Source organism: Mesobacillus boroniphilus JCM 21738 (assembly GCF_000517385.1).
GTDB lineage: Bacteria > Bacillota > Bacilli > Bacillales > Cytobacillaceae > Mesobacillus > Mesobacillus boroniphilus.
On the sequence record NZ_BAUW01000048.1, the window covers coordinates 14,486 to 30,033 of the forward strand.

Below are 15,548 nucleotides of genomic sequence, written 5' to 3' on the forward strand. Positions count from 1 at the left end.
GGTTGACTAAGGCGCTTGCGCTTTTCAAGTTAACTTGGGTTATAAGGAATCCATCCTTCAGAATCCCCATCTTCGGCATTCTGCTGTTCCATCATATCCTGGCCTTTTTCATAGGCAGCAGTCAACGGGCAATAGCGGACAATCCCTTCTCCGACCTTCATTGCACCCATCATCGCTATGAAGATATAGGAATCCTTCCACGGCCGTTTCACCATTTTCGATGTCGACCAAGCCAGGATTGTCAGTCCTGCTGTAATCCTGACGAGTGCGTTGATGATCCCGATATTCGGTCGTACATTCATATCTCATCGCTCCTTTACTCCATTTTTACAGTTAATTTGAAATTCTTTAATGCGTTAAACAGTGAAATATGTTACGATAGTACAATAATGTAAGGGCTTTCTTTTTGTATTGAACTTAAATTTTTTAACATAGAGAAAAGGGGAACATGGTATGGAACAACGTTATCGATGGAAAAACAAACAATTGCGCGACCATGCTGCTGTTTTGGACGGCACCCTTTCACCGACGGTCTTATTGAAGAATGCGACATATTTGAACCAGACATTCTGCAAGTGGATGACTGCGAACATTTGGATTTACAATGACAGGATTGTGTATGTTGGTGAAAACCTGCCTGAAAATACAAAGCAATGTGAAATAGTGGATTGCACCGGGATGAAGCTGGTGCCGGGCTATATTGAACCTCATGCCCATCCATTTCAACTTTATAATCCCCATTCTTTCGCTGCCTATGCATCACAGACTGGGACGACGACGCTTATTAATGACAATATGGTGCTCGCTTTACAATTGGGAAAAAAGAAAGCGTTTTCTTTTATCAATGAACTGAACGACAACCCGGTAACGATGTACTGGTGGTGCCGTTTTGACGCGCAGACCGAAATCCAGCATGAGGACGAGGTCTTCTCCAACAGTAATGTCAGGGCCTGGCTAGAGCATGAAAATGTCGTCCAGGGCGGAGAACTGACATGCTGGCCGAAACTGATGGACGGCGATGACATGATTCTTCACTGGATGCAGGAAACGAAGCGTCATCATAAGAAAATTGAGGGGCATTTCCCTGGGGCATCGGAAAGGACGCTCGCGAAAATGATGCTGTTTGGCGCGGACTGTGACCATGAGGCGATGACTGGCGAGGAAGTCCGCAGAAGGCTGATGCAAGGCTATATGGTGTCGCTCCGGCATTCATCAATCAGGCCAGATCTTCCGAAGCTGCTCGATGAAATCCATGACCTGGATATTGCGGTGTATGACCGTTTCATGATGACGACAGATGGGGCTTCCACTGCTTTTTATGAAAATGGCGTAATCGATGAATTAATCCGCATCGCAATTGAGAAAGGCGTACCAGTCATCGATGCTATAATATGGCAACAATCAACGTGGCACGCTACTATAATTTCGAGTACCTTCACGGCAACATCGCGACAGGCAGGATTGCGAACATAAACTTTTTGAGTGATGAAATGATTCCGACACCTGTGTCAGTGCTGGCAAAAGGCCAGTGGGTGAAGCGTAATGGAGAAGCAATCGATGCAGCGAAGGAAATGGACTGGTCCGAAATGGGCTTCGATCCGCTTAAACTGGACTGGGACCTGACGATGGATGATATGCAATTCTCGATGCCTTTTGGAATTAAGATGGAGAATTCGGTCATTACGAAACCGTACTCGATTTCAATTGATGTGTCCGCTGAGGAATTGTCTTCAAAGCATGATGAGTGCTTTTTCATGCTAATTGACCGTCATGGTAAATGGCGCATTAATACAATGCTGAAGGGCTTTGCGACGAATTTGCAGGGACTGGCAAGCTCGTTTTCCAATACCGGAGACATCATTCTGATCGGTAAAAGCAAGCAGGATATGATTGCTGCTTTTAACAGGATGAAGGAGCTTGGCGGGGGGATTGTCGCCTGTGAAAATGGTGTGCCTGTCAAGAAGATTCCGTTGAGGCTGCAGGGCATCATGTCCAGCCATCCGGTGACAGAGCTGATGGCCGAGGAGAAGAAGCTGCTTGAATATTTAAAGGAAAAAGGCTATAAATTCGCTGATCCGATTTATTCACTATTATTCTTCAGTTCAACGCATTTGCCTTATATCCGCATCACACAAGAGGGCATCTATGATGTGATGAAAAAAACGGTACTCTTTCCAACGATAATGCGTTAAAATATAACAGTGCATCTAGAGATAGACAGCATGATCGAACTTGGAGATCAAGGGGTGGCGAAAATGAGAAAAAAATGGATCGCTGTGCTGGCGGCCGCGATGGTGCTTACCGCCGGATGCAGCAGTAAAGAGACAGAGAAAAAAGAAGCTACAGAACATAAAGAAAAAGAGATTGAAGTAGAAGAGGTTGCCGCACCGGAGGAAATGCCATATCAATTCCCGTTGACCGGGGTGGGGACTGCTGAGGAGAGTTCTGACCGGGCGGTGGCCGTGGTGGTCAATAACCATCCACAGGCGCGTCCTCAATCGGGTCTTCACAAAGCTGACATCGTCCAAGAGGTCCTTGCTGAAGGAGATGTGACAAGATTCATTGCGATTTTTCAAAGCGAACAGCCTGAGAATATAGGGCCGGTCCGAAGTGCGAGGGAGTACTTTATCGACCTGGCATCGGGGTATGACAGCTTTTTCATCGCCCATGGCTACAGCCTGAAGCGAAGGATATGCTCGAACGCGGATCGATTGATAACATCAATGGAATGCAATATGACGGCACATTGTTCAAACGGGCAGATTTCCGGATGGCCCCTCATAATTCTTATATCACCTATAAGAATATTGTGAAGGGAGCGGAAACGAGAGGCTACGCACTTGATGAAGCGCCGGCTTCTGCCGTATTCTTGAGCAGTGAGGAAGCTGAAGGCCTGGAAGGTGCTCCAGCAGAAGAATTTATGGTGAAGTACGGTTCACCGTCATTCGATGCAATCTATGAGTACGACGCCAAACAACAGAAGTACCACCGTTTTAACGGCAGTGACGAAAGTGTTGATCTGGAAACGAAGGATCCTGTTCTGCTCGACAATATCCTTGTCGTGCAAATGGACCACCGCATCGTGGATGATGTCGGCCGCAGAGTGATTGATATGGAATCTGGCGGCAAGGGATATCTATTCCAAAAAGGAAAAGTGAATGAGATACAATGGAAAAATGAAGCTGGCAGGATCGTCCCTTATAAGGATGCGGTAAAAGCTGGTTTCGTTCCCGGGAAAACTTGGATCAACATTGTCCCTTCAATCAGCGATGTCTCATTCGACTCTCAACAATAAAATTCTGAGTGAATTAAGGGGTAGACTATATGCAAATTGATAAATTAAGAGGAAAAGAACTTGATCAATTATTCAAGGCGATCTTATCGCTGAAAGATCTCGACGAAGCATATCGTTTCTTCGACGACCTGGCGACAGTGAACGAAATCCAGTCGCTGGCACAACGCCTTGAAGTTGCCCGCATGCTTCGTGAGGGCAAGACCTATCATAAAATCGAAACCGAAACAGGCGCGAGCACGGCAACCATTTCCCGTGTCAAACGATGCCTGAACTATGGAAATGACGCTTACGAGATGGCGCTGGAACGTTTGAAAGAACAGGAAAACGCTGAAAAAGCGAAATAGTTATTGATGAGGGCGGAACCGGGTGTGGTTCCGTTCTTTTTTTAAAGAGGGAGTATAAAATTTGTCACTGCCACAGTCTTTATTCTGTGGTATTTTTTATTGCTGTGAAATTGGAAAAAATCGCAGGAAATTACCATTTCGCTATAAAAACGAAAAATTCGCTATAAAAAGTGATTATCGCTATAAAAAATGGATTTTTTGTTTTAAAAAGAGTATTCGGCGAACGCAACAACTCGTATAAGACAAATATGCTCTAATAAAATCAGCAACTCAAGCAAAAAACTAACTAAAAATACGGGTAAGGGGTTAATCATGAAACATTTAAAGCCGATTCAGTTCGATACAAGTAAAGTGAAGCCCACGGAAAAGTTCACCAGTGTGGAAATGGGGAAGCTTTGGGCGACTTATGTGGGGAATAGCCTGTCAAATGTGATCATCAAGCATTTCCTTCAGCATGTGGAAGATGAGGATATCAAGACACTGCTTGAGAATGCCCTGAATCTTACAGAGGATTTTATGGGGAAAATAAAAGAGTTTTTGGAGAAGGAAAACTTCCCTTTACCCATGGGCTATACGGAGAAGGACTTTCACTCAGAAGCGCCGCGTTTATTTGAAGATGAGTTCTATGTCCATTACTTGAAATATGCGGCAAAAGCTGGATTGAGCATTTACGCGATCGCCCTTCCACTGGTGATGAGGCTCGATATCAGGGACTTTTTTATCCAGTGTGGGATGGTAACGACTGAGCTTCTCGGGCAAATTAACGGCCTGTTGATGGCCAAAGGTTTTATCATCAAACCGCCTGTCCTTCCGACACCGGAAAAAATTGATTTCGCCGAAAGAAAGAGCTACCTGGATGGCTTTAGTCACAATCTCCGGCCGCTTCATGCCTTGGAAGTGAGCCATTTGTACGACAATGTTGAGAATAATGTAACCAGTAAAGCTTTGCTGATCGGGTTCAGCCAGGTGGCGAGAACACAGCAGGTGCGTGACTTTTTCATAAAGGGAATTAATTTGACTGATAAAACGGTGGAGCAGTTCAAAACAAAGCTTCATAAGGAAAATCTGCCGTCCCCGGCATTATTGGATCATTTAGTCACCGATTCTACGACTCCACCTTTTTCCGATAAACTGATGCTGAGCCATAAAGCGGACATGATCGCGATGAAGGTTAGGTCGCTGGGGAATTCAATGGCGGTCAATGGACGGAAGGACATCGGGCTGCTATATGGGAAAGCTCTTATGAATGTAGCTTTGTACGCGGAGGATGCCGCGGAGATCTTGATTGAGCATGGGTGGTTGGAACAGCCGCCACATGCTGCAGACAGGAATAAACTCGCGTCAGAATAGGGAATGAAAGCCTGCGGTTGCAGGCTTTTTTGCATTATGAGGACATTTAATTTTGATTACAATTGAAGTCATTAAGTGCTCGGACAGTAAAAGACTTTCGGCGGCTAGGACTCATAGTCCGGTATAAAAATTGGAAAAAATCTCTGTAATTTTCCAGTTCGCCAATAAAATCGAGAAATCGCCAATAAACTTGGTTACTAGCTAACTTTTACGGGTAGGGGGTAGGTAAAATATAAGATTTGGAGTGAGTTGATGGGGGCAAGTTTGACGGTCATTGCGATAGTTATTATTTATTTAGGCATTATGGTGATGATTGGGTACATATCTTCGAAAAAAATCAATGATAATGAGGATTTCCTGGTCGCTGGCCGGAAGATGGGACCGTGGCTGCTCGCAGGAAGTCTTGCCGCGACGGAGGTCGGAGGCGGTTCTTCTCTTGGTGTGGTTGAAAAGGCGTATGGGGAGTGGGGGCTGTCAGCCGTCTGGTATGTCATTACGATGGCGATTGCGTTCATCGTTCTGGCGTTCCTGGCGCCGATGCTGCGGGAAGCGGCGGTAAAAACGGTTCCGGAGTATTCCGCAGACGAGATGGTGAAGCCAATTCACTGGTCACGCCGATTATCATGCTGCTTCCGATGGTCGGGCTGACGGCAGTACAGTTCATCGCCTCGGCGACAATTCTATCGGTCATGACTGGCTGGAGCTACACAATGTCAGTCATCATCGTTACGGTTGTTGTTACGTTATACAGCGTGATGGGCGGGATGTACAGTGTTGTTTACACAGATGTGGTCCAGTGGATTTTCAATATCGTCGGGATGGCGCTGATCATTCCGTTTACTCTCCAGGCTGGCGGCGGATTAGAGCAGGCGGTGCATTCATACCTTACGTGCTAGGACACATCTGGGAACAAGCCTCCCCGGCAGGCAGCCTGGCATCCTTGTTCCTTGGAAGCTTGGCAGTCTATCTTGGCGAAAAGGAGATCATAAGCTTCTTTGAGCTCGATCCTATTTATATGGCACTGATTGTGAGCGGAATCAGTTTCTATATTTTTTCAAGGTTATTCACCGAGCAATACGAGCACCGGGATTTATAATTTTTCATCATAAAGCGTTCCAACATTCGGGACGCTTTTTTCATATGTTTCCTTTTTTATATATACACAACAAATGCTATAATGGTGGAATGGATAGATAGAATGGGGGCAATTCAGGGATGTACGATGTTCGCGAGTGGAGACATGTGTTCAAACTCGATCCAAATAAAGAGATAACTGATGAAGAATTAGATAGAATTTGCGAGTCTGGAACCGACGCGATCATGGTGGGAGGGACGGATGGAGTCACTCTTGAAGGGGTCCTTGATTTGATGTCCCGGGTCCGCCGCTACACGGTTCCATGCATTCTCGAGGTTTCGACGATTGACTCGATCACGCCGGGATTTGATTTTTATTTTATCCCGACGGTATTGAACAGTGGGAATCCACGGTGGATCACTGGCCTGCACCATGAAGCGGTCAAGGAATACGGCGACCTGATGGATTGGGACGAGCTGAAAATGGAAGGCTATTGCATTTTGAATCCTGATTGCAAGGCGGCAAAGCTGACTGATGCGAAGACGGATCTTTCAATCGATGATGTACGGGCATACGCGATGATGGCGGAAAAAATGTTCAGCTTGCCGATTTTTTATTTGGAATACAGCGGAACATACGGCAATCCTCAGTATGTGGAAGCAGCCAAAGACGTTCTTGACAACTCCGCCCTATTTTACGGAGGCGGAATCGAAACAGCACAGCAGGCTGAAGAAATGGCCGGGCATGCCGATGTCATCGTGGTTGGGAATGTCGTGTACAGCAACCTTGATGAGGCATTGAAAACCGTAGCTGCAGCGAAAAAATAAGATAGTAGACAAGTTGTTTGTTACATTGTTTTGAGATAAAATAAGAACAAATGTTTGTATGGTGGTGACGAGTGTGCAATATTTAACGGATAAATTACTGAACGGCTTGAACCCGGAGCAGCAGAAGGCTGTCAAGACAGTGGATGGACCGCTGCTGTTGATGGCTGGCGCGGGCTCTGGTAAAACTAGGGTTTTAACACACAGGATTGCGTATTTGATGGTAGAAAAAGGAGTCAATCCTTACAACATCCTTGCGATTACGTTTACGAATAAAGCGGCTCGCGAAATGCGCGAGAGGATTCAAAAAATGATGGGCGGCGCGGCGGACGACATCTGGATTTCGACGTTCCACTCGATGTGTGTGCGGATTTTGCGCAGGGACATCGACCGTCTAGGCTACAACCGAAACTTCACGATCCTTGATTCGACTGACCAGCAGTCTGTCATCAAGTCGATTTTGAAGGACAAGAATATGGATCCGAAAAAGTATGATCCTCGTGCGATCCTTGGAACGATCAGCTCGGCGAAGAACGAGTTGATTACGCCGGAGGAATATGCGAAGACGGCGGGGGATTACTTTTCCCAGAAGGTCAGCGATGTGTATACCGAGTACCAGCGCAGGCTGCGCAAGAATAATGCGCTGGATTTCGATGACCTGATCATGACGACGATCACGCTGTTCATCCGCTTGCCGGAAGTGATGGAGTATTACCAGCGCAAGTTCCAGTACATCCATGTAGATGAGTACCAGGATACGAACAGGGCACAATACATGCTTGTAAAATTGCTTGCACAAAGATTCCAGAACCTTTGTGTTGTTGGTGACTCGGATCAGTCAATCTATCGCTGGCGCGGTGCCGATATCACGAATATCCTCTCATTTGAAAAGGATTATCCAAGGGCAAGCGTAATTTTGCTTGAGCAGAACTACCGCTCGACGAAGAAGATTTTGCTGGCAGCGAATATGGTCATCCAGAACAATATGAACCGAAAGCCAAAGAATCTTTGGACGGAAAATCCTGAAGGAAACAAAATTATGTACTATCGAGCGGACAGCGAACAGGGCGAGGCGCAGTTTGTCATCGGCAAAATCCAGGAGCAGATTCGCAATGGCCGCAAGCTGTCTGATATCGCAATTCTTTACCGTACGAACGCCCAGTCCCGTGTGATTGAGGAATCTTTCTTGAAGTCGAACATCGATTACTCAATCGTCGGCGGCATCAAGTTCTATGACAGGAAGGAAATCAAGGATATCCTTGCATATCTTCGCTTGATTTCGAATCCTGATGATGATATCAGTTTGCAGAGGGTCATCAATGTACCGAAGCGCGCGATTGGGTCGACTTCTATCGATAAAATCGCCAACTTCGCGACAATGCATGATTTGTCGATGTTCCAGGCGCTAGAGACGATTGAAATGATTGGTCTGAGCCCGAAAGCGGAAAAAGCTGCGGCAGAATTCCGCAACCTGGTCAGCAACTACACTCACCAGCAGGAATATCTTTCAGTGACCGAACTGGTTGAAGAAGTACTTGATAAGACAGGCTACCGTGACATGCTGAAGGCGGAAAAATCGCTTGAGTCACAGAGCCGACTTGAAAACATAGATGAATTTTTAACGGTAACAAAAAGCTTTGAAGAAAGCAGTGAAGACAAAAGCCTGGTGGCGTTCCTGACGGATTTGGCACTAGTTGCTGATATCGACCGCCTGGATGATGACGGCGAGAAAAAAACAGATTTCGTCACTTTGATGACTTTGCACTCAGCAAAGGGCCTTGAGTTCCCGGTTGTCTTCCTGATTGGAATGGAAGAGGGCGTATTCCCGCATAGCCGCTCCTTGATGGAGGAGGATGAGATGGAGGAAGAACGCCGTCTTGCCTACGTGGGAATCACTCGTGCTGAAGAAGAATTATTCATCACGAATGCGCAGATGCGAACCCTTTTCGGCCGTACGAATATGAACCCGGAATCACGGTTCATTAAGGAAATCCCGGCTGATTTGGTTGAAGACGCCGTGCCAAAAGTAAGAAGGCCTGCACCAACAAGCAGCGGCAGACCAGCTCCAGCTAGCGGTGGCAGACCAGGCACTTCAGCAAGACCGTCAATGCCAACTCGCGGTGCTGTATCTCGACCGGTTGCTGCAGCCAGCGGCGGTGAAGGGATCGAATGGAAGGTTGGCGACAAAGCCCAGCATGGCAAATGGGGAACAGGAACCGTTGTCAGCGTAAAAGGGTCAGGAGAAGGCACAGAGCTCGATATTGCGTTCCCAAGCCCAACAGGCATCAAACGATTGCTTGCTAAGTTCGCACCGATTACGAAGGCTTAAACTTTTTTCATTCTTACAATTAAATTACTGTCTGGCTCAAGTGCCTAGCCAGGTGCACCCTCAAGTATCTTGCGAGAAGCGTTAGCTTTGAGCAGCTCGAGCCGCTTGTCGGGGCTGACCAAGGCGCCCTGAGCTTTTCGGTTATGAAAGGGCTGGATTTATGGATTTTCAGAGTGCTGAGAAAAAAGCCAAGGATTTGCAAAATCTGCTTAATCAATATGCTTATGAGTATTATGTTCTTGATCAGCCGTCGGTTCCGGATGCGGAATACGATCGCCTTTTGAGGGAACTGATTGAAATTGAGGAGCAATTCCCGGAACTGCAGACTCCTGATTCTCCTACACAGCGTGTCGGCGGCGAGATTTTGACGATGTTCAACAAAGTCCAGCATGCGATTCCGATGCTGAGCCTGGGAAATGCCTTCAATGAGGATGATCTCCGAGATTTTGACCGCCGTGTCCGCCAGGGTGTTGGCGACAATGTTTCTTATGTATGCGAGCTGAAGATTGATGGTCTTGCTGTTTCACTTATATATGAAGATGGACTGCTTATCCGCGGTGCGACTCGCGGTGATGGAACGACTGGTGAGGATATTACGTCTAACCTTAGAACGATCCGTTCTTTGCCCATCCGCCTGATAGAAAAGGTTTCGCTTGAAGTCCGCGGAGAGGCGTTCATGCCGAAGAAATCATTCGAAGCATTGAATAAAGCAAGGACAGAACGTGAAGAGGAGCCATTTGCCAACCCTCGAAATGCGGCAGCAGGCTCTCTTCGCCAGCTTGACCCGAAGATTGCCGCATCAAGGAATCTCGATGTGTTCCTTTATGGAATCGCAAATGTCGGAGACACCGGCATCCGCGCCCATAGTGAAGGACTAGATTATCTGGAGAAGCTGGGATTCAAGCGAATAAAGAGCGCCGAAAAGTGGATAGCATCGAGGGTGTTATTGACTATGTGAATAGCTGGGTCGAAAAGCGCCCGGATCTTCCGTATGATATTGATGGGATCGTCATCAAGGTGGATTCACTTGATCAGCAGGCCGAGCTTGGTACGACGGCAAAGAGTCCTCGCTGGGCTATTGCTTATAAGTTTCCTGCCGAGGAAGTCGTAACGACTCTGAAGGATATCGAGTTGAGTGTTGGCCGCACAGGTGTCGTCACGCCAACCGCCATCCTCGAACCTGTACAGGTTGCGGGTACTACGGTTGGACGTGCCTCCTTGCACAATGAAGACTTGATCCGTGAAAAAGATATCAAAATCGGCGACAAAGTCGTCATCAAAAAAGCGGGAGATATTATTCCGGAAGTAGTCAATGTCCTTGCCGAACAGCGTACAGGAAATGAAGTCGAGTTCCATATGCCTACAGAGTGCCCTGAATGCAGCAGCGAGCTTGTCAGGATTGAAGGGGAAGTCGCACTTCGCTGTATCAATCCGAAATGCCCGGCACAGATTAGGGAAGGCTTGATCCACTTCGTTTCCCGCGATGCGATGAATATCGACGGTCTCGGTGAAAGGGTGGTCAGCCAGCTGTTCGCACAAGAACTGATCAAGGATGTTGCTGATATATACAAGCTGACGCGCGAGCAGCTGCTGGCTCTTGAGCGAATGGGCGAGAAGTCCGTCACTAATTTGCTGTCAGCAATTGAAGCCACGAAGGATAATTCATTAGAGAAGCTATTGTTCGGTCTCGGTATCCGTCTTGTAGGGGCAAAAGCCGCGAAGACATTGGCACAGGAATTCGATACGATGGATAGACTGATGCAGGCATCCAAGGATAAACTGACAGCCATCAACGAAATTGGCGACAAAATGGCCGACTCCATCGTCACTTATTTTGACAACGATGAAGTCAAGGAACTGGTATCCGAACTGAAGGCTGTTGGCGTCAATATGGAATACAAAGGACCTAAGAAGGTTACCGCAGAGGAATCAGATTCATTTTTTGCCGGTAAAACAATCGTGTTAACAGGGAAGCTCGAGAAACTGGGCAGAAACGAGGCAAAAGAAAAAATCGAGGCGCTCGGCGGCAATGTAGCCGGCAGCGTCAGCAAGAAAACCGATTTAGTCATTGCTGGTGAAGACGCAGGTTCGAAGCTGACAAAAGCAGAAAGCCTTGGGATTGAAGTGTGGAATGAGGAGAGAATGCTTGAAGAATTAAATAAATAAGAGGTGTACACGCCATGAGGAAGCTCTCAGTGGTCGCTCTATCTCTTGTCCTTTTGCTGACGGCCTGTGCCCCTAATTTTCAAAAGCAGGAAGAGGTCGTCCAGGAGAAGGATGATGACACAAAGGAAAAAGCGATTATCCCGAAATATAAAATTTCGGACAAATATTACCGTACCATCATGCCGTTCGAGCCAGGGGAAGCACGCGGCATGGTCGTCAATAATCTGAATACCCGTTATGATATTACTGAATTTGAGACAGGTCTGATGCGGATTGCGCAAAATACGTTTTCTACAGATAAGTACGTTTTCAAGGAAGGCCAGTATCTTGACGGCAGCACCGTAGCATCATGGCTGGAACGTGAAATGACTCCGGCTCAGGTAGAGGCCAAGGAAAAAGAATTGCAGGCTAAGGCTAAAAAAGATAAAAGTACTAAAAAGGTCTTAGTGAAAAACCTGGGCTTGAACCCTGCCAATCCTGGTAATGGCGATGCCCACGAACAGAACAAAAAGAACCCAATTTATCTCGCCCACATCCTGGAGCATAATTACCTTGTCCAATCAGGGGAAAAGGATACGTACCAGCTTGGCGGCATCGCAATCGGGCTGGCACTGAATTCCGTTCACTATTACCAAGAGGAAGCGTATGGGGCAGTGTTCGAAAAAAACATTACTCGTAAACCTCTTGAAGGGGAAGGAAAAAAAATCGCCCAGGAAGTCATCAACAGGATCAGAGGGATTGAAGAGTTGAATAATGTACCGATTACGATCGGATTGTTTGAACAGGAGAGCAGATCTTCTGTCGTACCAGGCAACTTCTTCGCCTATGCCGAAGTTTCCCAGGGAAGCAACAAGATCGGCAGCTGGAAGGATGTAAAAGAAAAGTACATTCTGTTCCCATCTACCCAAGCTGAGAAGGAACACAGGGATGACCTCACATTCTTCCAAAACTTCAAGCAGGATGTTGAGGAATATTTCCCTAACTTTAACGGCGTCATCGGCAAAGGCTTTTATCTGGATGGCCAGCTGCAGGAATTGAATATCGAGATTCCTATCCAGTTTTATGGCGAAGCTGAAGCGATTGGATTCACCCAGTACGTAACAGGACTGGTGATGGAGCACTTCCCTAACTATATGTCCGTACAGGTCAGCGTATCCTCTGTACTGGGACAGGAAGCCTTGATCGTCAAGAAACCGGATCAGGATGAACCGTTTGTGCATATTTATCAGTAAGGTGAAGCAAAGAGCCGAGGTGCTCTTTGCTTTTTATTTTGAAAAAAAAGTGAATCTATGTAAAACTCGATTATTATCGTATATATTCTGATAATTTAAGTGATAAGAGGTGGACGTATGCCTGTGCCAATAAGAGTAAGTCAAATGGCTAAATGGAAATATGTATTGAAAACAGCTATGTTGTGGGCCTTTGGAATATCAACTTTTATTTATCTTTTTCAGTGGGTGACCGGAAAGGTTTCTGAGCAATTTCAATCTACTTTCCTCTTTTTAATGTCCATCCTATTAGGGATAGTGGCCGGTGCAATCGTGCTATTTCCAATAGGAATTATCGTCGGTTTGTTTTTTTGGAAGAAAAACTCGATGATTCAGGAGGCGAAGAGTAAAATGAAGCGTAATGTCAGCCTTGGTTTGATTGTGATTCTTTTACTGGCAGGATGTTTAAACTCTGCAGTGACAGTAACAGAAAGAACGGAAATTGAGAAATACATAAGTCAAGAAGTGATGAACGCAAATTCTGGCGGCAAAATTTTCAATGCGTATGAAATATCAAGGATTGTCTGCAAATGCATGCTTCATGGAAAATTGTCCGGGTTAATACTTGCTCGATAGTATGCATGCCCATCTCGGTTGGTGCGAATTCCTCTTCTAAGCGCGCTCCATAAGAGTCTTTTATTCTGGCTGGCTGTGTTTTCAGCAATTCTTTTAACTCGCTTACGGTAGGTGTTTCTTCGGTGAAACTGGCCGGAGAGGTGCCGTAGCCAAACCATGATTTAAACTCTTCGGCAACGTCTGCAGATTCTCTGGTAACCGCCTGGATCCATAAATATTGGTCTAGATAGATATGTCCGAGGTTCCAGTGAATATTATTGTTGAATCCTGCCGGAATTTTCTCGGCATCTTCTTCAGAAACGGTATCAACCACATCTAAAATCTCGCTGCGATAGGATTCCAGCTGATTAAACAACACTTCATGACGTTTTTCATCTGAAAATAGACTCCTTTTTTGAATGATAGATAAATATTCGCTAGATTATGGGGATTCCCTGCTGCTAATTAGTGTGAATTTATTACTATGATAATTTTATTGGCGAAAATCTGATTATATCGACACATTTCTGAATATATCAGCGGGTTTTATAATATATCGACCACATTTCAAAATATATCGACCAACTTTGCAAAAAGCCCCAAAAATCGGCCGAATTACAATATTGGCATAATAAAAATCAAGAAAATTCGTAATCCAAGACTTGCTAGTACGTTGGCATTGAACACTATGAGACTCTCATGATAGAATGGGAAAGGAATGAAAACGTTTTAATACATAGGAGGGGATAGAATGGTTCAGCCATACAAACACGAGCCTTTCACGAATTTTAAAGATGAGGAACACCGTGAAGGATACCTTACAGGATTGAAAACTGTAGAAGCTATCTTGGCCAGGATTATGACTTGGTGATTGGCGGAGAGAGAATCTCGACTGAAGACAAGATTGTATCTTACAACCCATCCAATAAAGAAGAAGTTATTGGACGCGTATCAAAAGCAAACCGCGATCTAGCTGAAAAAGCGATGCAGGCTGCTGTCGAAGCGTTCAAAACTTGGAAAAAAGTAAAGCCTGAAACACGTGCCGATGTATTATTCAAGGCTGCTGCAATCATTCGCCGCCGCAAGCATGAATTCTCAGCGCTTTTAACAAAAGAAGCTGGTAAGCCATGGAACGAGGCAGATGCTGATACAGCAGAAGCAATCGACTTCCTTGAGTACTATGCTCGTCAAATGCTAAGAATCAAAGAGGGCGTGAAAGTTGAAAGCCGTCCTAATGAATATAACCGTTATGATTACATCCCTCTTGGGGTGGGTGTCATCATTTCTCCATGGAACTTCCCGTTGGCGATCATGGCTGGTACAACTGTAGCAGCGATCGTTACAGGAAATACAGTTCTTTTGAAGCCAGCTTCCACTACTCCAGTTGTTGCGGCTAAGTTCGTTGAAGTAATGGAAGAAGCAGGTCTGCCTGCAGGTGTTCTTAACTTCGTACCAGGAAGCGGCGCAGAAGTGGGCGACTACCTTGTTGACCACAAAGACACTCGCTTCATCAGCTTCACAGGTTCACGCGACGTAGGTCTGCGCATCAACGAGCGCGCATCCAAGCTGAACGAAGGCCAAATCTGGCTTAAGCGCGTCATTGCTGAAATGGGCGGGAAAGACACAATGGTTGTCGACAAAGACGCTGATCTTGAATTGGCTGCTCAAGCAATCACTGCTTCAGCATTCGGTTTCTCTGGCCAGAAGTGCTCTGCATGTTCACGTGCTGTTATCGTTGAAGATGTATACGATCAAGTTCTAAACCGTGTTGTTGAACTGACTAATGAGCTTAAGCTTGACGATCCAACAGATCAAAGTACGTTCATGGGACCAGTTAATGACCAGGGTGCGTTCGACAAGATCATGAGCTACATCGAAATCGGCAAGGAAGAAGGCCGTTTGATGACTGGCGGCGAGGGAGACAGCTCTAAAGGCTACTTCATCAAGCCAACAATATTCGCTGATGTGGATCCAAAAGCTCGCATCATGCAGGAAGAAATCTTTGGACCTGTTGTCGCATTCGCAAAAGCGAAGGATTTCGACCATGCACTTGAAATCGCGAACAATACGGAATACGGTCTGACTGGAGCGGTTATCACTCGCAATCGTGAAAACATCCAGAAGGCACGTGAAGATTTCCATGTCGGAAACCTTTACTTCAACCGCGGCTGCACAGGCGCAATCGTAGGTTACCAGCCATTCGGCGGCTTCAACATGTCAGGAACAGATTCAAAAGCTGGCGGACCAGACTATCTGCTTCTTCACATGCAAGCCAAGACTACTTCTGAAATGTACTAATACAGAACTCCAATCCCCTTCTCGTTTGAGAGGGGGATTTTTTG

At 46.1% G+C, this 15,548-nt stretch carries 11 protein-coding genes and 4 pseudogenes; 13 read left to right on the forward strand and 2 right to left on the reverse strand.

Annotation, left to right across the window (positions count from 1 at the left end; genetic code table 11):
- Positions 1-29: 29 nt before the first annotated feature.
- Positions 30-302: a YgaP family membrane protein gene (locus JCM21738_RS13480; RefSeq protein WP_023626239.1), complete on the reverse strand. Its 273-nt coding sequence runs from the start codon at positions 300-302 to the stop codon at positions 30-32.
- A gap of 151 nt (positions 303-453) precedes the next feature.
- On the opposite strand from JCM21738_RS13480, the pseudogene JCM21738_RS13485 reads away from it, so the two are divergent.
- The 12 genes and pseudogenes from JCM21738_RS13485 (at position 454) to JCM21738_RS13530 (ending at position 12,615) form a co-directional block, all read left to right on the forward strand.
- Positions 454-2,192: pseudogene (locus JCM21738_RS13485) on the forward strand (adenine deaminase C-terminal domain-containing protein).
- A 204-nt stretch (positions 2,193-2,396) separates the two neighbouring features.
- Positions 2,397-2,776: pseudogene (locus tag JCM21738_RS27395) on the forward strand (DUF3048 N-terminal domain-containing protein); the annotation flags it as partial.
- Between the two features lie 144 nt (positions 2,777-2,920).
- The gene (locus JCM21738_RS27400) at positions 2,921-3,295 is read left to right on the forward strand and encodes a DUF3048 C-terminal domain-containing protein (RefSeq protein ID WP_369385742.1); all 375 of its coding nucleotides are present in this window, start codon (positions 2,921-2,923) and stop codon (positions 3,293-3,295) included.
- A gap of 29 nt (positions 3,296-3,324) precedes the next feature.
- Positions 3,325-3,639, forward strand: a complete 315-nt coding sequence (locus JCM21738_RS13495) for a YerC/YecD family TrpR-related protein (protein WP_023626236.1) — start codon at positions 3,325-3,327, stop codon at positions 3,637-3,639.
- Positions 3,640-3,951: 312 nt separating this feature from the next.
- Complete coding sequence (locus tag JCM21738_RS13500) at positions 3,952-4,989, forward strand: DUF3231 family protein (RefSeq protein WP_023626235.1); 1,038 nt, start codon at positions 3,952-3,954, stop codon at positions 4,987-4,989.
- 252 nt (positions 4,990-5,241) lie between these two features.
- Positions 5,242-5,637: a sodium:solute symporter family transporter gene (locus JCM21738_RS26765; protein WP_023626234.1), complete on the forward strand. Its 396-nt coding sequence runs from the start codon at positions 5,242-5,244 to the stop codon at positions 5,635-5,637.
- Entirely contained in the window at positions 5,613-5,885 is a 273-nt protein-coding gene (locus JCM21738_RS26770) for a sodium:solute symporter family transporter (protein WP_052019714.1), read from the forward strand. Before JCM21738_RS26765 ends, JCM21738_RS26770 begins: the two co-directional genes overlap by 25 nt.
- The gene (locus JCM21738_RS13510; protein ID WP_023626232.1) at positions 5,879-6,085 is read left to right on the forward strand and encodes a hypothetical protein; all 207 of its coding nucleotides are present in this window, start codon (positions 5,879-5,881) and stop codon (positions 6,083-6,085) included. The genes JCM21738_RS26770 and JCM21738_RS13510 overlap by 7 nt, the downstream gene beginning before the upstream one ends.
- A gap of 119 nt (positions 6,086-6,204) precedes the next feature.
- Positions 6,205-6,891: a heptaprenylglyceryl phosphate synthase gene (pcrB, locus tag JCM21738_RS13515; RefSeq protein ID WP_023626231.1), complete on the forward strand. Its 687-nt coding sequence runs from the start codon at positions 6,205-6,207 to the stop codon at positions 6,889-6,891.
- Positions 6,892-6,964: 73 nt separating this feature from the next.
- Complete coding sequence (pcrA, locus tag JCM21738_RS13520; protein WP_023626230.1) at positions 6,965-9,217, forward strand: DNA helicase PcrA; 2,253 nt, start codon at positions 6,965-6,967, stop codon at positions 9,215-9,217.
- A gap of 160 nt (positions 9,218-9,377) precedes the next feature.
- A pseudogene (gene ligA, locus JCM21738_RS13525) lies at positions 9,378-11,383 on the forward strand (NAD-dependent DNA ligase LigA).
- A gap of 14 nt (positions 11,384-11,397) precedes the next feature.
- Positions 11,398-12,615, forward strand: coding sequence for a CamS family sex pheromone protein (locus JCM21738_RS13530; RefSeq protein WP_023626228.1), 1,218 nt, complete (start codon positions 11,398-11,400; stop codon positions 12,613-12,615).
- A gap of 532 nt (positions 12,616-13,147) precedes the next feature.
- Here the strand turns inward: JCM21738_RS13530 and JCM21738_RS23385 are convergent.
- Positions 13,148-13,585, reverse strand: a complete 438-nt coding sequence (locus JCM21738_RS23385; RefSeq protein ID WP_369385741.1) for a DinB family protein — start codon at positions 13,583-13,585, stop codon at positions 13,148-13,150.
- A 372-nt stretch (positions 13,586-13,957) separates the two neighbouring features.
- Between JCM21738_RS23385 and pruA the strand changes: the two are divergent.
- Positions 13,958-15,504, forward strand: a pseudogene (gene pruA, locus JCM21738_RS13540) (L-glutamate gamma-semialdehyde dehydrogenase).
- Positions 15,505-15,548 lie beyond the last annotated feature (44 nt).

Excerpts from the sequence above, each read along its gene's own strand:
- JCM21738_RS26770 (WP_052019714.1), top strand. The coding sequence starts at position 5,613 with ATGCTGCTTCCGATGGTCGGGCTGACGGCAGTACAGTTCATCGCCTCG.
- JCM21738_RS13500 (WP_023626235.1), top strand. The coding sequence starts at position 3,952 with ATGAAACATTTAAAGCCGATTCAGTTCGATACAAGTAAAGTGAAGCCC.
- JCM21738_RS13480 (WP_023626239.1), bottom strand. The coding sequence starts at position 302 with ATGAATGTACGACCGAATATCGGGATCATCAACGCACTCGTCAGGATT.
- JCM21738_RS13530 (WP_023626228.1), top strand. The coding sequence starts at position 11,398 with ATGAGGAAGCTCTCAGTGGTCGCTCTATCTCTTGTCCTTTTGCTGACG.
- JCM21738_RS27400 (WP_369385742.1), top strand. The coding sequence starts at position 2,921 with ATGGTGAAGTACGGTTCACCGTCATTCGATGCAATCTATGAGTACGAC.
- pcrB (WP_023626231.1), top strand. The coding sequence starts at position 6,205 with ATGTACGATGTTCGCGAGTGGAGACATGTGTTCAAACTCGATCCAAAT.
- JCM21738_RS26765 (WP_023626234.1), top strand. The coding sequence starts at position 5,242 with ATGGGGGCAAGTTTGACGGTCATTGCGATAGTTATTATTTATTTAGGC.
- JCM21738_RS13495 (WP_023626236.1), top strand. The coding sequence starts at position 3,325 with ATGCAAATTGATAAATTAAGAGGAAAAGAACTTGATCAATTATTCAAG.